At 67.5% G+C, this 16,567-nt stretch carries 19 protein-coding genes and 1 tRNA gene; 1 reads left to right on the top strand and 19 read right to left on the bottom strand.

Annotated features, from left to right (window positions below; all coding sequences use genetic code 11):
• Positions 1 to 124: 124 nt before the first annotated feature.
• The 8 genes from TSH58p_RS17460 to TSH58p_RS17425 form a co-directional block, all read right to left on the bottom strand.
• Positions 125 to 201, bottom strand: a tRNA-Pro gene (locus TSH58p_RS17460).
• Positions 202 to 286: 85 nt separating this feature from the next.
• Positions 287 to 820 carry a MerR family transcriptional regulator gene (locus TSH58p_RS17455; protein ID WP_109068220.1) on the bottom strand — a complete coding sequence of 178 codons (534 nt, stop codon included), beginning with the start codon at positions 818 to 820 and terminating at the stop codon, positions 287 to 289.
• Between the two features lie 40 nt (positions 821 to 860).
• The gene (locus TSH58p_RS17450) at positions 861 to 1,199 is read right to left on the bottom strand and encodes an integration host factor subunit alpha (protein ID WP_014240747.1); all 339 of its coding nucleotides are present in this window, start codon (positions 1,197 to 1,199) and stop codon (positions 861 to 863) included.
• A 138-nt stretch (positions 1,200 to 1,337) separates the two neighbouring features.
• A complete protein-coding gene (locus TSH58p_RS17445; protein ID WP_109068221.1) occupies positions 1,338 to 2,309 on the bottom strand; it encodes a beta-ketoacyl-ACP synthase III in 972 nt (323 codons plus the stop codon).
• A 4-nt stretch (positions 2,310 to 2,313) separates the two neighbouring features.
• The gene (gene plsX / locus TSH58p_RS17440; protein ID WP_094302201.1) at positions 2,314 to 3,366 is read right to left on the bottom strand and encodes a phosphate acyltransferase PlsX; all 1,053 of its coding nucleotides are present in this window, start codon (positions 3,364 to 3,366) and stop codon (positions 2,314 to 2,316) included.
• A gap of 49 nt (positions 3,367 to 3,415) precedes the next feature.
• The gene (gene rpmF, locus TSH58p_RS17435; RefSeq protein WP_014240744.1) at positions 3,416 to 3,601 is read right to left on the bottom strand and encodes a 50S ribosomal protein L32; all 186 of its coding nucleotides are present in this window, start codon (positions 3,599 to 3,601) and stop codon (positions 3,416 to 3,418) included.
• 105 nt (positions 3,602 to 3,706) lie between these two features.
• Positions 3,707 to 4,315: a DUF177 domain-containing protein gene (locus tag TSH58p_RS17430; RefSeq protein WP_109068222.1), complete on the bottom strand. Its 609-nt coding sequence runs from the start codon at positions 4,313 to 4,315 to the stop codon at positions 3,707 to 3,709.
• 131 nt (positions 4,316 to 4,446) lie between these two features.
• Positions 4,447 to 4,998, bottom strand: coding sequence for a ubiquinol-cytochrome C chaperone family protein (locus TSH58p_RS17425; protein WP_109068223.1), 552 nt, complete (start codon positions 4,996 to 4,998; stop codon positions 4,447 to 4,449).
• Positions 4,999 to 5,127: 129 nt separating this feature from the next.
• On the opposite strand from TSH58p_RS17425, the gene TSH58p_RS17420 reads away from it, so the two are divergent.
• Positions 5,128 to 5,595: an outer membrane protein assembly factor BamE gene (locus tag TSH58p_RS17420; protein ID WP_109068224.1), complete on the top strand. Its 468-nt coding sequence runs from the start codon at positions 5,128 to 5,130 to the stop codon at positions 5,593 to 5,595.
• 115 nt (positions 5,596 to 5,710) lie between these two features.
• Here the strand turns inward: TSH58p_RS17420 and TSH58p_RS17415 are convergent, their stop codons facing one another.
• The 11 genes from TSH58p_RS17415 to rpiB form a co-directional block, all read right to left on the bottom strand.
• A complete protein-coding gene (locus tag TSH58p_RS17415) occupies positions 5,711 to 7,813 on the bottom strand; it encodes a sodium-translocating pyrophosphatase (protein ID WP_109068225.1) in 2,103 nt (700 codons plus the stop codon).
• A 205-nt stretch (positions 7,814 to 8,018) separates the two neighbouring features.
• The gene (locus TSH58p_RS17410) at positions 8,019 to 8,477 is read right to left on the bottom strand and encodes a hypothetical protein (RefSeq protein ID WP_247873841.1); all 459 of its coding nucleotides are present in this window, start codon (positions 8,475 to 8,477) and stop codon (positions 8,019 to 8,021) included.
• Positions 8,478 to 8,566: 89 nt separating this feature from the next.
• Positions 8,567 to 9,586 (bottom strand): thiamine-phosphate kinase, encoded by a 1,020-nt coding sequence (thiL, locus tag TSH58p_RS17405; protein WP_109068227.1) that lies wholly within the window; start codon positions 9,584 to 9,586, stop codon positions 8,567 to 8,569.
• Positions 9,564 to 10,136: a transcription antitermination factor NusB gene (gene nusB / locus TSH58p_RS17400; protein ID WP_035674576.1), complete on the bottom strand. Its 573-nt coding sequence runs from the start codon at positions 10,134 to 10,136 to the stop codon at positions 9,564 to 9,566. Before nusB ends, thiL begins: the two co-directional genes overlap by 23 nt.
• Positions 10,137 to 10,169: 33 nt before the next feature.
• Positions 10,170 to 10,634 carry a 6,7-dimethyl-8-ribityllumazine synthase gene (locus TSH58p_RS17395; RefSeq protein ID WP_014240735.1) on the bottom strand — a complete coding sequence of 155 codons (465 nt, stop codon included), beginning with the start codon at positions 10,632 to 10,634 and terminating at the stop codon, positions 10,170 to 10,172.
• Positions 10,635 to 10,655: 21 nt separating this feature from the next.
• A complete protein-coding gene (gene ribB / locus TSH58p_RS17390; protein WP_109068228.1) occupies positions 10,656 to 11,780 on the bottom strand; it encodes a 3,4-dihydroxy-2-butanone-4-phosphate synthase in 1,125 nt (374 codons plus the stop codon).
• Positions 11,777 to 12,364, bottom strand: a complete 588-nt coding sequence (locus TSH58p_RS17385) for a riboflavin synthase (protein WP_109068229.1) — start codon at positions 12,362 to 12,364, stop codon at positions 11,777 to 11,779. The genes ribB and TSH58p_RS17385 overlap by 4 nt, the downstream gene beginning before the upstream one ends.
• Positions 12,365 to 12,477: 113 nt before the next feature.
• The gene (gene ribD / locus TSH58p_RS17380) at positions 12,478 to 13,596 is read right to left on the bottom strand and encodes a bifunctional diaminohydroxyphosphoribosylaminopyrimidine deaminase/5-amino-6-(5-phosphoribosylamino)uracil reductase RibD (RefSeq protein ID WP_109068230.1); all 1,119 of its coding nucleotides are present in this window, start codon (positions 13,594 to 13,596) and stop codon (positions 12,478 to 12,480) included.
• Between the two features lie 160 nt (positions 13,597 to 13,756).
• A complete protein-coding gene (nrdR, locus tag TSH58p_RS17375) occupies positions 13,757 to 14,221 on the bottom strand; it encodes a transcriptional regulator NrdR (protein WP_014240731.1) in 465 nt (154 codons plus the stop codon).
• A gap of 32 nt (positions 14,222 to 14,253) precedes the next feature.
• On the bottom strand, positions 14,254 to 15,564 hold the full coding sequence (glyA, locus tag TSH58p_RS17370; RefSeq protein WP_109068231.1) for a serine hydroxymethyltransferase: 1,311 nt from the start codon (positions 15,562 to 15,564) through the stop codon (positions 14,254 to 14,256).
• 54 nt (positions 15,565 to 15,618) lie between these two features.
• Positions 15,619 to 16,050, bottom strand: a complete 432-nt coding sequence (gene rpiB, locus TSH58p_RS17365; protein ID WP_109068232.1) for a ribose 5-phosphate isomerase B — start codon at positions 16,048 to 16,050, stop codon at positions 15,619 to 15,621.
• Between the last annotated feature and the right edge of the window lie 517 nt (positions 16,051 to 16,567).

Below are 16,567 nucleotides of genomic sequence, written 5' to 3'. Positions count from 1 at the left end.
CCAACCGACTTCCACACAAGAGTTCCACACAGCCGTGACCGAGGCCGTCTCGGGCCCCCCTAACTCGGAAATGGAAAAGGCCTCTAAGTCGTTGGACTTAGAGGCCTTTTCATCTTCCAGAACTTGGTCGGAGCGACAGGATTTGAACCTGCGACCCCCAGACCCCCAGTCTGATGCGCTACCAGGCTGCGCTACGCTCCGTTCGACGGACCGCCCTTCGTTCTGGAAGGGAGCGGGACTATAGCCGGGACCTTGGTCCAACGCAAGCGCTACAGTTCACTTTTTTTCACACTTCCCGAATTTCTTTCCCCTCCCCCATCGCGAGCAGAAGCCGCGCCTCCCTCAATTCATCGAGGGCCTGGGCGATGGCCTGCCGGATGGTGTCCGACATGCTGTCGAGTGCAACGATCGGAGCGCCATTCTCCACGGCGGCCAAAGCCACGGAGGCCTCGTCCGGGCCTGGGTCAAAGATATCTGCGGAGGCATCCTCGGAAGCATTCTGGGGAGCATCCGGTTCGTCCGGCGCGTCCTCCAGACTCCTGCGGACGCCCGAATCGTCGTCCACCTTCCCGTCCTTCAGGAGGCGCTGGACACCCTTGATCGTGTAGCCTTCGCCATACAGCAGGTTCTGAATCTGCCGCAGCAGTTCCACGTCCTCCGGGCGGTAGTAGCGCCGCCCTCCACCGCGCTTGAGCGGGCGGAGCTGCGGGAACTTGCCTTCCCAGAAACGCAGCACATGCTGCGGCACGTCCAGGTCGGACGACACCTCGCTGATCGTGCGGAACGCCGTGGCGGACTTCGTGGTGCCGCGCGCCTTCATATCCGGGAAACCCTTGTTTTCGGCCGCTCCGTGCGGCGGATCAGGAGACCGCCTTCACGCGCTGCGCCTCGGCTTCCTCCGCCTCCACGACCTCGTTGATGCGGTTCTTCAGGACGTGGCTCGCCCGAAAGACCAGGACACGCCTGGGCAGGATCGGCACCTCTTCGCCGGTCTTCGGGTTGCGGCCGACCCGCTGCCCCTTCTGTCGGATCTGGAAACTGCCGAAGGACGAGATCTTGACCATCTCGCCGCGGGCCAGGGCGTCGGAGATCTCCTCCAGGACGCTTTCGACCAGATCGGCGGATTCGTTGCGCGACAGGCCGACCTCTTGGTAGACCGCTTCGCTGAGCTGCGCGCGGGTGACGGTGTTCTGTGACATGGTTCGCTTCCCCCCCGAAACCATAGGGGAAAAACCGTAATCCGGGGAAAGAACCCGGTCAATTCAAAAGCTTGGATCGCGTCGTCGTGAGCAGCGCAGCAAACGCAGCCATCCGGAGAAGCAAGGCGGATGCGCCGCCTACCAGCGCACCATGGCCGCACCCCAGGTCAGGCCGCCACCGATGGCCTCCATGAGGATCAGGTCGCCACGCTTCACGCGGCCGTCATGCACCGCCTCGCACAGCGCCAGCGGGATCGACGCGGCGGAGGTGTTGCCGTGGCGGTCCACCGTCAGCACGACCTTGTCGGTCGGCAGCTTCAGCTTGCGGGCGATGCCGTCGATGATCCGCTGGTTGGCCTGATGCGGCACCAGCCAGTCCACCGCCGACGGCTCCAGGCCGTTGGCGGCCAGAGCCTCCTCGACGACCGAGGACAGCTTGCTGACGGCGTGGCGGAACACGTCCTGGCCGTTCATCCGCACATACCCCGCCGTCCCTGTGGTCGAAGGACCGCCATCGACGTAGAGCAGCCCGTACTGGGCGCCGTCCGAATGCAGGTGGGTGGACAACACGCCGCGGTCCGCCGACGTCCCGGCGGCGTCGTAGCCTTCCATCACCACGGCCCCCGCCCCGTCGCCGAACAGGACGCAGGTGGTGCGGTCCTTCCAGTCGAGCAGGCGGGAGAAGGTCTCCGCGCCGATGACCAGGGCGCGGTTGGCCTGACCGATGCGGATGAAGTTGTCGGCGATGGACATGGCGTAGACGAATCCGGCGCACACCGCCTGGATGTCCAGCGCGAAGCCCTTGGTTCCCAGAGCCGCCTGCACCTTGGTCGCGGTGGCCGGGAAGGTGTTGTCCGGAGTCGTCGTCGCCAGCACGATGCAGTCGATGCTGGCGGCGTCCACCCCGGCATGCTCCAGCGCACGGGCCGCCGCGGCGATGGCGAGGTCGGAGGTCAGTTCCCCGTCGGCAGCGATGTGGCGCGACTTGATGCCGGTGCGTTGGACGATCCACTCGTCCGAGGTGTCCACACGGGCTTCGAGGTCGCGATTCGTGACGACGTTGGCCGGGAGATAGGAACCGCAGCCGAGAACTCGGGAACGCTTGACCATGATGTTAGACCGCCGCCGCCTTCGTGTCGGGAAGAGGCTTGGCGTCGCCGAGACGCTGCATCTCTTCCTTGATTCGGTCGTTGAAACCGTTTGCCGCCAGATTGTAGGCCACACCGATGGCGTTGGCGAACCCGATGGCGTCGGTGCCCCCGTGGCTCTTCACGCAGACGCCGCGCAGGCCAAGGAACATGGCGCCGTTGTAGCGGCGCGGATCGGTGCGCTGCTTCAAGCGCTTGAAGGCCCCGCGGGCCAGCAGGTAGCCGAGACGCGCCGTCCAGGAGGACTGGAACGTCCGGCGCAGGAACTCCGTGAAGAGCTTCGCCGTGCCTTCGGCGGTCTTCAGGGCGACGTTGCCGGTGAAGCCATCGGTGACGATCACGTCCACCGTGCCGGTGGCGATGTCGTTGCCCTCGACGAAGCCATGGAAACGCCCCGGCAGCGGCATCTCGCGCAGACGGGTCGCGGCGGCGCGCACCACCTCGTTCCCCTTCACCTCTTCCGAACCGATGTTCAGCACGCCGATGGTCGGCTCGGACAGGTTCAGCGCGGTGCGCGCGAAGACCGCGCCCATCACGGCGAACTGCACGAGGTTCTCGGGCTGGCATTCGGTGTTGGCGCCGAGGTCGAGCATGACGCTCTCCCCCCGCAGGGTCGGGAAGAAGGAGGCGATCGCCGGACGGTCGATTCCGGGAATCGTCTTCAACACGAACTTGGCCATGGCCATGAGCGCGCCGGTGTTGCCGGCGGACACCACGCAGGCGGCCTGCCCGCCCGCCACCGAATCGATGGCGAGACGCATGCTCGACTGGCGTCCGGCGCGCAGCGCGACCGACGGCTTGGCGTCGCCGGCCACGGCGTCCGGGGTGTGGCGCACCTCGGCCACCGCTCTCAAGGCGGGCCGCTGCGCGAGCAGCGGCTCGATGCGGGCGGTGTCCCCGAACAGCAGGTAATGCACCTGCGGGTGACGCTCGCGGGCGATATCCGCCCCGGCAATCACCATGTCGGGTCCTTTGTCACCGCCCATGGCATCAAGGGCAATGGTCAGGCGCTGGCTCACCGCGGACAGGCTCCCTGGCTAGGACGTAGGGCGGCCAACCAAACCGCCATCAGGCCGCCGGAGCGCTCTGAACCACTTCGCGCTGGTCGTAGTGACCGCAAGAGCCGCAGACATGGTGCGGGCGCTTCAGCTCGCCACAGTTCGAGCACTCGGCGTAGGACGAGGTCGGGAGAGCGTGGTGCGAGCGACGCATGTTGCGGCGCGACTTGGAGGTCTTCTTCTTCGGAACAGCCATGGCCGTAAACTCTCTTCATTGTAAAAGGCGGCCCGAAGAGGGGCCGCCTGACGCGAGCGGCATTCAATACGGCAATTGCCCCCGAAGGGCAAGCCCGTTCCGCCCTCAATTCTGTCGTTTCAGACGTTCCAGCGCGGCGAACGGGTTCGGCTTCTCCGGATCGGCGCCGGCATCATCATCGGCGGGGGCCGGGCCCTCCTCCTCGTCTTCGCCTTCGCTGTATCCGTCGAACGCCACGCCTTCTGCATGAGGATAGGGGTCGAGCGCCAGGGACAAATGCTGGGCGGCCAGCTCACCGATGTCGATACGCCCATTGGTCATGGCCTCCGGAATATCCTCCTCGGCGATGTTCGGGTCGATCTCGATCTCGTCGTCCTCGCCGGTCACCATCGACTCCGGCGCGTACAGCGCGCCGAACCGGTCGGAAACCTGGGCGGGCACCGGTTCCAGCGTGATGACGCAGGTCTGCACCACGTCGGCCTCCACCTCCCCTTCGACGCGCACCATCTGGCCGCCGCGCACGGAGCGCAGGCGGACCCGGGCGGTCAGCCGTCCGATTTCCTCCAGTTCAAACCGCTCGGCCAGCGCCTTGCGCTCGGCCTCCGTCGCCTCGATGGTCTCGATCAGGTCGCCGTCGCGATGGACGGCGTCGGCGCGGACGATGCGCGAGAATTCCGGCGCGGGGCCGGCGGAGTTTGGGGACGCGTTGCGCATGTCTGGCAGTTCCTTGTCACAGCGCCCGTTCTGCGGCGGGCGCCTTCGTCTCAGTGTCAGATGAATTCGGACGCCGGGAAAGGCAAGTCCAATTGACGGGTCCGGATGACGGAGGGACTCGATGGACCCGGTCAGTCCGCCCCGGCGCCGGGCGGCGGGCCGAAGCGGACCTCACCGGCCATCAGCGACTCCAGAGGCTGCGCCTCCAGCCCGGCGGCCTCGCGCCGGACATAGGCCGCCAGGACGGCCAGTTGGCGCGGCGGCACCTCCGATGCCGTGCCGTAGACGTTGTTGTCGAGCGCGACCTCCAAGGCCGGACCACCCTCGTCGGCGAGCGCGCGGTCGTAGACCTCGATCCGGCCGGCGATGCCGCGCGCCATGGTCTTGATGCGCCGACCGACTCCGCTGTCGCCCACCCCCTGCTCCATCAGCGACTTCTCGAAATGGTCGATCATCGCCTCGAAGAGCAGGCGCGAGCGGTCCGCCGCGGCGGCCCCCTGCCCCTTCAGGCGGCGCATCACCAAGAAGACGTGAAGCACCACCATGTCGAAGCGCCCGTCCAGCGTGTCGGGAACGCCAAGGTCACGGTAGAAGGCCGGCTGTCGGGCCTGCGCCGCGATGGTGAGATAGAAATCGGCGACGGCGCGGGCTTCACGCCGGCGCCGGAACAGGCGGTCAAGCACGGTTTCTCTCTCGCTCGGAGTTTCGTTGACAGGACAAACCGCGCGATGCGATTGTCCCGGCATTGCGGGCGGAGTCCGGCCTGCCGCAAGGGTCCGGCGGTCCGCCCGCGCCATCATAGCCTGAGCACCATGACGAGATCGATTCCTTCGGCGCTGTGCGCCTTCGCCTTTCTGGGTCTCGCCGTCTCCGCGTGCTCGCCCACCGTGGCGACCCGCGGCAACATGGCGGACCCCGACCGCATCGCCGAGATCAAGGCCGGCCAGTCGCGACGGGAGGATGTGGCGGACATTCTCGGCACGCCGACCTCCGTGGGAACCTTCGACCAGAATGTCTGGTACTACATCGGCCAGAAGACCGAGAAGCTCGCCTTCTTCGAGCCGAGCGTGATGGAGCGCCGCGTCGTCGTCGTCCATTTCGACGACGCCGGCGTGGTGAAGGAGATGAAGCAGCTCGACGCCACCGACGGCCAGCGGATCGACATCGTCGACCGCAGCACCCCGACCGCCGGGCGCGAGATGAGCTTCCTCGAACAGATGCTCGGCAACGTCGGGCGCTTCTCCGCCAAGGACTCACGCAACCGCGGCCCCGGCCGCTGACGCCAACCGGTTTGCAGAGACACGAAAAGCCCCGCTTCCGCGGGGCTTTTCTTTTGGCATCGATTCGGGATCAGCCGATCCCCTGTCAATCAATGCCCTGCCAATCAATGCCCTGTCAGCCAATCTGGGCGAGGATCGCCAGCAGCAGGATCGCCACGATGTTGGTGATCTTGATCATCGGGTTGACCGCCGGGCCGGCGGTGTCTTTGTACGGGTCGCCGACGGTGTCGCCGGTCACCGCCGCCTTGTGCGCGTCGGAGCCCTTGCCGCCGTGGTTCCCCTCCTCGATGTACTTCTTGGCGTTGTCCCAGGCGCCGCCGCCCGAGGTCATCGAGATGGCGACGAAGATCCCCGTCACGATGGTGCCCAGCAGCATGGCGCCCAAGGCGGCGAAAGCCTGCGCCTGACCGGCGATGGCGGCGATGACGACGTACAGGACCACCGGCGCCAGCACCGGCAGCAGCGACGGAATGATCATTTCCTTGATCGCGGCACGGGTCAGCATGTCCACCGCGCGGCCGTAGTCGGGCTTCGCGGTGCCCTCCATGATGCCGCTGATCTCGCGGAACTGGCGGCGCACCTCCACCACGACCGATCCGGCGGCGCGGCCGACCGCGGTCATGCCCATCGCCCCGAACAGATAGGGCAGCAGGCCGCCGATCAGCAGCCCGACGACCACATAGGGATCGTCCAGCCGGAACTCGACCGTCACGTTCGGGAAATAGTGCTTCAGATCCTGCACATAGGCGGCGAACAGCACCAGCGCGGCGAGACCGGCCGAGCCGATGGCGTAGCCCTTGGTCACCGCCTTGGTGGTGTTGCCGACGGCGTCCAGCGCGTCGGTCGTCACGCGGATGTCCTTCGGCATGTCGGCCATTTCCGCGATGCCGCCGGCGTTGTCGGTCACCGGGCCGTAGGCGTCCAGGGCCACCACCATGCCGGCCAGGGCGAGCATGGTGGTCGCGGCGATGCCGATGCCGAAGATGCCGGCCTGCCCATAGGCGATGATGATGCCGATGCAGATGACCAGGACGGGAAGCGCCGTCGCCTCCATCGACACCGCCAGACCCTGGATCACGTTGGTGCCGTGCCCGGTCTCCGACGCGCGGGCGACGCTGCGCACCGGCCGGAAGGCGGTTGAGGTGTAGTATTCGGTGATCCACACCAGCAGGCCGGTCACGCCCAGCCCGACCAGGGACGAGACGAACAGGTTGCCGCCGGTGACGTAGCCGCCGCCGTTCAGGGGGATGGGCCGGGTGAAGCCGAACATGATCGCGGTCACGATCAGGATCAGCACCAGCGAGATGCCCGCGGTGGCGGCCAGGCCCTTGTAGAGGGCGGCCATGATGTTGTTGTTGCTGCCCAGCTTGACGAAGAAGGTGCCGGCGACGGAGGCGGCGATGCAGACGGCGCCGATGACCAGCGGGTAGACGAGCAGCAGACGGATCACCTCGCCCGAAAAGAAAATCGCCGCCAGCAGCATGGTGGCGACGATGGTGACGGCGTAGGTTTCGAAGAGGTCGGCGGCCATACCGGCGCAGTCGCCGACATTGTCGCCGACATTGTCCGCGATCACCGCGGGGTTGCGGGGATCGTCCTCCGGAATGCCGGCTTCGACCTTGCCCACCAGATCGGCGCCGACGTCGGCGCCCTTGGTGAAGATGCCGCCGCCCAGCCGCGCGAAGATGGAGATCAGCGAGGCGCCGAAGCTGAGGGCGACCAGGGCCTCCAGCACGGCGCGGACCTCGATCGGGTCGGTCACGCGGTAGATCATCGTCAGGATGCCGTAATAGACACCCACCCCGAGCAGGCCCAGCCCGACCACCAGCATGCCGGTGATCGCGCCCGCCTTGAAGGCGATGTCCAGCGCCGGGGCCAGCCCCTGGGTCGCCGCCTGGGCCGTGCGCACGTTGGCCCGCACCGACACGTTCATCCCGACATAGCCGGCGGCCCCCGACAGGACCGATCCGATCAGGAAGCCAACGGCCACATGCAGGCCGAGGAACGCGCCGAGGATGATGAGAAGGACCACGCCGGCGATGGCGATGGTGGTGTACTGGCGATTCAGATAGGCTCGGGCGCCCTCCTGCACGGCCGCAGCGATCTCCTGCATGCGGTCGGAACCGGCGGAGGCCGCCATGACTTGTCTGCCCGCGTAGTACCCATACGCCAGGGCCAACAGGCCGCTGGCGATGATGATGACGAACGCTGCTGCCATCGGTTCCCCCAAATTCTTATGGTTTCGGGCCCGATTACCGCCTTGTCGTGAAAACGACCCGTACAAACGAAGGTGGATGACGGGCGAGTTGTTCACGAAAAGGATGCCGAAGAGAATGGCACAATGCAACAGCCGCCACGTGCGAATAGGCGCGGCGATTTGGCCGAGGCGCTCCTGACTTTCGGATAGGATTTTTTAAGAACGGTTACAAATTGCGCTGTGTAACCACCTGAACAAGAACATTTTGCACCACGCCCTCGCCCACCACTTTCGCGGCCGCGGCGGCGAGTTTTTCTTTTACGGCAATGATGTTGACCAAGTTTCCGGTCATCACCGACCGGTCGTCGACGCCGGCGTAGAGCGCCGACAGGCAGCGGTCGAAGACGAGCGGCTGGCGGGCCTGGACATAGGGAACCTTGTCGAGAACAACCTCCAGCGTGACGACCACGGTCACGAACTGCTCGACCTTGCGCGTGCCGATGGCCGGAACGACCAGGGGGGCCATGCGGACGAATCCCGTCGGCGGCTTGGGCGGCGGCTCCTCCTTCTTGGGGGCCGACTCGTCATGCTCGACGAAATACTTGTTGTAGATCATCCAGCCGCCAAAGCCCGCGCCGCCCAGCAGCAGCAGGCCCAAAACCAGCAATATGACGGCCTTGATCACGCCCACCCTTTCCCGGAAACGGAACGGGCCGAGCCTAGCGCCGCCCTGCTTTCGATTGCGTTAAGCGGAGTCGCGGGATAATGGCGCGTTTAGAAATGGTTCCAACCGCGAGTCGGCAGGTCCAGAACCCGCCCATGCGGGTCGGTCACCGTGACGTCTCCCGCCGGTCCCTCCACGAGACGGCCAATGGCCGTCATCGCAACGCCGGTCTCCGCCGACAGGGCGGCGAGCGCCGGTGCGGAGTGGTCCGCGGCGGTGAACAGCAGTTCGTAATCGTCGCCACCGGTCAGCGCCATGGCGAAACGCACCGGATCGTCGCCGATCACCGACCTCGCGGCCCCCGAGAGAGGCACCAGCCCCGACTCCAGAATGGCGGCGCAGCCCGATTCCTCGCACAGATGGCCGAGATCCGCGACCAGACCGTCGGACACGTCGAGTCCGCCGGTCGCCAGCCCGACCAGACGCGGCCCCAGCGTGGTCCGCGGATCGGGCCGCCGCAGGCGCCCCAGCAGCACGGCGCGCGCCGAGTCGTCGGCCACCTCCAACGTTCCATAGGCGATCCGCAGGCCGAGCGCGGCGTCGCCGATGGTGCCGGTAACGTAGACGCGGTCGCCGGGGCGCCCGCCCCAGCGCGGCACCGCCCCGCCCTTCGGCACCAGACCGAAGGCGGTCACCGACAGGGTGATCGGGCCGGAGGTCGAGACCGAGTCGCCGCCCGCCAGGGCGATTCCGAAACGGGCCTGATCCTCGCCCAGACCGGCGGCGAAGCCGGCCAGCCAGTCCTCGCCCACCGTCTTCGGCAGGGCGGTGACCAGCGTGTAGGCGTAGGGGGCCGCGCCCATGGCGGCGAGGTCCGACAGGTTGGTGCGCAGCAGCTTCGCGGCGATGTCGCCGGGCGCGTCATCGGGGAAGAAATGGACGCCCGCCACCATGGCGTCCGTGGTGACGACCAGTTCCTGGTCCGGTGGAACGCCGAACACGGCGGCGTCGTCGGCAAGCCCGCGGGCGCCCGGAAAACCGGACGCCAGCGGCCTAAAGTAGCGGTCGATCCGCCCGAACTCGCCGAGCGGCTTGCCGGTCGTTTCCCTAGCGGTCTTTGGACTGGTCACGGCTGGGGTCCGGCTGGGCCAGTTCGTCCGGCCGCAGCGCGCGGGCCACATGGTCGAGCACGCCGTTCACCATGCCCGGCTCGCGCGCCGCGAAGAAGGCGTGCGCGACGTCCACATACTCGCTGATGAGGATGCGCGGGTGCGTGTCGTTGTGGACGAACAGCTCGTAGGCGCCGGCCCGCAGGATGGCGCGCATCAGCAGTTCCAGGCGGTCCAGCGCGTAGCGCGGCTCCAGCGCCGAGGCCAGCATGCCGTCCACCTCCGTCCGGCGGTGCGCGGCGCCGCGGACGATGTCGGCGAACAGCTGCGGGTCGGCGGTGACGAACTTCGCCCCGTCGATCTCCTCGCCCAGCCGGTGATTGACGAACTCGCCGATCACGGATTCCACGGCGATGCCGGTCGGTTCGATCTGGTTCAGGTCGATCTGGTACAGGGCCTGAACGGCGGCAAGGCGCGCGGCCTTGCGCCGGGCCTTGGCCGATCCGCCACCCGTCCGGTTCCGGGAGCCGCGCTTCTGTTTCGCGCGGCCAGCCGCGTCGTCGTTGCTCATGATGCTCATACAGTCAGGAATTGCACCGCGGGGTCACCGCGGATAGAGGCGGAATTGGCGCTTGAGTTCGATCATGTCAAGGCAGGCGCGCGCCGCGAAACCGCCCTTGTTCTTGGCCGTCACGGAGGCCCGCGCCCAGGCCTGCTCGCGGTTCTCCACCGTCAGCACGCCGTTGCCGATGGCCAGCGCGTAGCGCAGCGCGAGGTCCTGGAGACCGCGGGCGCTCTCGTTGCAGACGATGTCGTAATGGGTGGTCTCGCCGCGGATCACGCAGCCCAGCCCGACATAGCCGTCGAAACGCTTGCGCGCCGTGAAGAAGTCCATGGAGCGCAGGGCGTACAGGATCGCCGCCGGAATCTCCAGGCATCCCGGGACCGAGACGCGCTGATAGGTGGCGCCCTCCTTCTCGATCTCGGCGATGGCGCCTTTCACCAGCTCGTCGGCGATGTCCTCGTAGAAGCGGGCTTCCACGATCATCAGATGGGGCTTTTCGGTCATCTCGGGTCGCTCGGCTGGCGGTTACTGGTCTTGCAGGGGAATCGGGCGGTGGCCGAGCACGGTCAGGCCGTACCCCTCCAGCCCGATGATGGACTTCTTGCGGTTCGACAGCAGAACCATGTCGCGCACGCCCAGGTCCAGCAGGATCTGCGCGCCGACGCCATAATCCCGCAGCGCGGGGGTCGGGTTGTCGTGGCCTTCCAGCCGCGCCATCACCGATTCGGTCAGGCTGTTCGCCATCGGCTCGCGCAGCAGGACGATGACGCCGCGGCCTTCCCGCGCGATCATCTCCATGGAGGCCTGAAGCTCCCCGTCGCGCGCGGCGCTCCGGTCGCCCAGCACGTCGTCCAGCACCGAGAGGGCGTGCATGCGCACCAGCACCGGCTCGTCGCCGGAGATGTCGCCGCGCACCAGCGCGATGTGTTCCGCGTAGGCCACCTTGTTCACATAGACGTACATCTGGAACCGCCCGCCGAAGCGGCTGTCCAGGGTCGCCGCCAGCTTCTGCTCGACGATCGTCTCGGTGCGGCGGCGGTAGGCGATCAGGTCGGCGATGGTGCCCACCTTCAGCCCATGGAACTGCGCGAACTTCACCAGATCCGGCAGGCGGGCCATGGTGCCGTCGTCGTTCATGATCTCGCAGATCACGCCCGCCGCGGTCATGCCGGCCATGCGGGCGATGTCCACCGAGGCTTCCGTGTGACCGGCGCGGACCAGCACGCCGCCGTCGCGGGCGAGCAGCGGGAAGACGTGGCCCGGCGTCACGATGGCGTCCGGGCCGGCCGTCGGGTCGATGGCGACCTGGATGGTGCGGGCGCGGTCGGCGGCGGAGATGCCGGTGGTCACACCGTCGCGCGCCTCGATGGAGACGGTGAAGGCGGTCTGGTGGCGGGTGCCGTTCTGCTGCGCCATCAGCGGCAGGCGCAGCCGCTCGATATGGTTCTGGTCCATGGCGAGGCAGATCAGGCCGCGCCCGTACTTCGCCATGAAGTTCACGGCCTCGGGAGTCGCGCACTGGGCCGGGATGACCAGATCGCCTTCGTTCTCGCGGTCCTCGTCATCGACGAGGATGAACATCTTGCCCTGGCGCGCCTCCTCGATAATCTCCTCGGGACGCGACAGATACTCGTGAAACTCGGACGTCATTCCTGCCCTGCCAGCCGCGCCACATACCGCGCGAGCATATCGATTTCCAGGTTCACCCGATCCCCGGCCTTCAGCGCGCCGAAGGTGGTCGCGTCCTGGGTGTGCGGGATGATGTTCACGCCGAAGCGCGCACCATCGACCTCGTTCACCGTCAGCGACACGCCGTCCAGCGCCACCGAGCCCTTGGCGGCGATGTACTTCGCCAGATTGGCCGGCGCCTCGAAGGTGAACCGCTTGGATTCGCCGTCGGGGCGGACATCGACCACGGTGGCGACGCCGTCGACATGGCCGGACACGATGTGCCCGCCCAACTCGTCGCCGACCTTGAGCGCGCGCTCCAGGTTGATGCGGGTGCCTTCGCCCCAGCCGCCCAGCGTCGTCTTCGACAGGGTCTCGGCGGAGGCCTGGACGGCGAACCAGCCCGGCCCCTTCTCGACCACGGTCAGGCAGACGCCGTTGTTGGCGATGGACGCGCCGATGGGAACCGTCTCCATAGCGAAGGCGGTCTCGACGGTGAACCGGGTGTCGCCCTGCCGTTCCACGGCCCGAACGCGCCCAACATCGGTGATGATTCCGGTGAACATGGGCCGGCAATTTAGCAGGTTTTCAATCGTGTGAAAGATTCATCCGCACGGCGTGGCACGCAACGGACTGTTGCGCCCGGCACGGTGCCGGACGGAGCGGACTCGCGGGCCGCTCAACCGCGGCGGACGTAGCTTTCCACGAGGTCTTCGCCGGCCGGACGCAGGTCGGTCCGGCGGAACAGCGCCATGCGCTCCAACCCATCCACCCCGAAGGCATGGACCGCCGGCAGCCCGTCGCCCCCCATGACCGAGGCGGCGCGGAACCATTCCAGCCGGTCCACCAGATTGGCCCGCAGCAGCGAGGCCGCCAGCGTGGCGCCCCCCTCCACCAGCACGCGGGTCAGGCCGCGTCGGGCCAGGGCGGCGCTCGCCTCGACCAGATCCGGCAGGCCGGCGGAGTCGGCGGGCACGCGGATCACCTCGAGTCCGCAATCCTGGAAGACGGCCAGACGGCCGGGTTCCGCGTCCTCGCGCGTGACGACCCAGGTCGGCACGGACCGCGCCCCCACGGCCAGCTTCCCGGTCAGCGGCAGGCGCAGCCGGCTGTCGACCACGATGCGCACCGGCGAACGATGGGCCAAGCCCGGCAGGCGGCAGGTGAGCTCCGGATCGTCGGCCAGGGCGGTGCGGATGCCGACCATGATCGCGTCGTGGGTGGCGCGCAGCCGGTGCCCCCAGGCCCGCGCCGTCGGCCCGGTGATCCATTGCGACTGGCCGCTGTGGGTGGCGATGCGCCCGTCCAGCGTCGTCGCCGCCTTGAGTGTGTAGAGCGGGCGGTCGTCCTGGATGCGCCGGAAGAAGCCCTCGTTGAGCGTCCACGCCTCGTCCTCGCAGACGCCGGTGTCCACCGCGATCCCGGCGGCGCGCAGCCGCTCCAGACCCCCGCCGGCCACCCGCGGATCGGGATCGCCGCAGGCGACCACCACCCGCGCCACTCCGGCCTCCACCAGCGCCAGAGCGCAGGGCGGCGTTTTCCCGTAATGGTTGCAGGGCTCCAGCGTCACATAGGCGGTCGCACCGCGCGCGGCACCACCGGCGCGGGCCAGGGACTCCGTCTCGGCGTGGGGCCGCCCGCCCGGCTGGGTCCAGCCGCGCCCGACCACCACGCCATCGCGCACGATGACGCAGCCCACCGCCGGGTTCGGCCATGTGTTGCCGAGCCCGCGCGCCGCCAGGGCCAGCGCGGCCCGCATGTGGCGGATGTCGTCGGGATGGATGGCTTCGTCCGCCATGGGCACGCCTCCTCCCCACCATGGTTGCATCCCCTCTCCCCTCTGGGGAGAGGTTAGGGTGAGGGGGCCGGCAATATCGGTCCCGTTCGGCAAAAGCACATCCCCCTCACCCCGCCCCTCTCCCCAGAGGGGAAAGGGAGGAAGAAGGACGCTCCCGCCCTTACCCGTTCTGGGCTTCGGGGGCGAGCTGCTCGACGAACTCGTTGAAGTCCGACGCCTCGCGGAAGTCCTTGTAGACCGAGGCGTAGCGGATGTAGGCGACCTGATCGAGCGTCTGGAGCGCCACCATGATCATCTCGCCGATCTGCTTCGACGGGATCTCGCTCTCGCCGGAGGATTCGAGCTGGCGCACAAGGCTGTTCACCACCCGGTCGATGCGGTCGGCGTCGATCGGGCGCTTGCGCAGGGCGATGCGCATGGAGCGCAGGAGCTTTTCGCGGTCGAAAGGCTCCCTCTGGCCGGTGCTCTTCACCACCGTCAGCTCCCGGAGCTGGACGCGCTCGAAGGTGGTGAAGCGCGCGCTGCAACTGGGGCAGAACCGCCGTCTGCGGATCGCCGAGTTGTCCTCGGTCGGTCGCGAGTCCTTGACCTGGGTGTCCTCGTGTCCGCAGAACGGGCAGCGCATGTCCGGCCTATCCCCCTAGTCGGGTTTGATGATTACAGCGTCGGGTAGATGGGGAAGCGGCGGCACAGCTCGCGCACCTCCTCCCGCACCTTCGCCTCGACCGCCGCGTTGTCGCCGGAGTTGCTGGCGGCCAGACCGTCCAGCGTCTCGACGATCAGGCGGCCGACCTGCTCAAACTCGGCCACGCCGAAGCCGCGGGTGGTGGCCGCCGGGCTGCCCAGACGGACGCCGGAGGTGATCATCGGCTTCTGCGGGTCGAACGGCACGCCGTTCTTGTTGCAGGTCATGCCGGCGTGCTCCAGGCTCGCCTCGGCGGCCTTGCCGGTCAGGTTCTTCGGACGCAGGTCGACCAGCACGATGTGGCTGTCGGTGCCGCCGGACACGATGTCCAGCCCGCCCTCGATCAGCACCTTCGACAGGGCGCGGGCGTTGTCCAGGACGCTCTTGGCGTAGGTCTTGAACTCCGGACGCAGCGCCTCGGCGAAGGCCACCGCCTTGGCGGCGATGACGTGCATCAGCGGGCCGCCCTGGAGGCCGGGGAAGACCGCCGAGTTGATCTTCTTGGCGATCTCCTCGCTGTTGGTCAGCACCATGCCGCCGCGCGGGCCGCGCAGCGTCTTGTGGGTGGTGGTGGTGACCACGTCGGCGTAGGGGAACGGGTTCGGGTAGACGCCGCCGGCGATCAGGCCGGCGTAGTGGGCGATGTCGACCATGAAGTAGGCGCCGACCTCGTCCGCGATGGCGCGGAAGCGCTGGTAGTCGAGGACGCGCGGATAGGCGGAGCCGCCGGCGATGATCAGCTTCGGCTTGTGCTCGCGGGCCAGACGCTCGACCTCGTCGAAGTCGATCAGGTGGTCGTCGCGGCGCACGCCGTACTGAACGGCCTTGAACCACTTGCCCGACAGGTTCGGCGCGGCGCCGTGGGTCAGGTGACCGCCGGCCGCCAGCGACATGCCGAGGATGGTGTCGCCCGGCTGGAGCAGGGCGAGGTTGACCGCCTGATTGGCCTGCGACCCGGAGTTCGGCTGGACGTTGGCGAAGCCGCAGCCGAACAGCTTGCAGGCGCGCTCGATCGCCAGCGTCTCGGCCACGTCGACATACTCGCAACCGCCGTAGTAGCGCCGGCCCGGATAGCCCTCGGCGTACTTGTTGGTCATGACCGAGCCCTGGGCCTCCAGCACCGCCTGGGAGACGATGTTCTCGGACGCGATCAGCTCGATCTGCTCCTGCTGGCGGACCAGCTCGTCGCGCACCGCGCGGGCCAGTTCGGGATCGGTCTCGGCGAGCGAGGCGGCGAAGAAGCGGCCGATCTCGGCGCGGGGGTCGGCGTTGGTCACGGTCATGGCAGGGCAGGTCCTTGGTTCAGAAAGCAGTCACGGGCCGGATGAAGGGCCGTCTCATCCCATCTTGGCGATTCGCCGGCTGTGCCGCTCACCGCCTTCGAAATCGGTCGTCAGGAAGGCGTCCACGCAGTCCTTCGCGATCTCCGCGCCGATGATGCGCGCGCCCAGCGCCACCACGTTCGCGTCGTTGTGCTGGCGCGCGAGGCGGGCGGTCGTCACGTCATGCACCAGGGCCGCACGGATGCCCGGATGGCGGTTCGCCGCGATGCTGATACCGATGCCGCTGCCGCAGATCAAGACGCCGCGCGCCGCGCGCCCGTCGTTGATGGCGCCGGCCAGCGCCGTGGCGAAATCCGGATAGTCCACCGATTCCGGACCGTTGCAGCCGAGGTCCAGCACCTCGTAGCCGGCGCCGGCCAGCCAGGAGGCGATCTGGGCCTTCATCTCGTACCCCGCGTGATCGGACGCGATCGCGATGGTGGTCATGAAAGAAAAACTCCGTGCACGAATACGAATGGCGCCGGCCCGGTGGGAACACCCGGCGGGGACGGCGGCACGGCGCGCAAGCTACCAGATGTCGCCCCGAACCGCCAGAAGGACACAACGCACAGGGGCTTTGCGCCGGGCACAGAACCGCAAAAGAGGGAATGCGGGGTACCGGCGCGGTGAAGCACGGCATGACCCGCGATACATGCCGAGAACAAATGTTTCTCTATTTCCCGCGCCCGTTGACGTTAACGGCCAGTAAGCATGTTGAGCGATTCGGTCTCACACCACGAATCGGTCAGTTGCGGTGCCCGATTCCCATGGTCTTGCCTAGCTTCCCCTCACTAGACGATGCCTAAACGCGGGGCAGTGCAGCCCCAGGCCGGCCATTTCCAGGGACATCTGATTTGCGGCGCCTTGTAACTTCATGCAGATCGCAAATAACTTAATTCGCTGCTTTCGAAATTATATTGACACCCAAATCACGCTGTGCAACTTGGTTGCTAGGGACAAAATG

Origin of the sequence: Azospirillum sp. TSH58 (genome assembly GCF_003119115.1) — a bacterium.
Lineage (GTDB): Bacteria > Pseudomonadota > Alphaproteobacteria > Azospirillales > Azospirillaceae > Azospirillum.
Note: the sequence above shows the minus strand (reverse complement) of the source record. Positions and strands in the feature narration are given on the sequence as shown.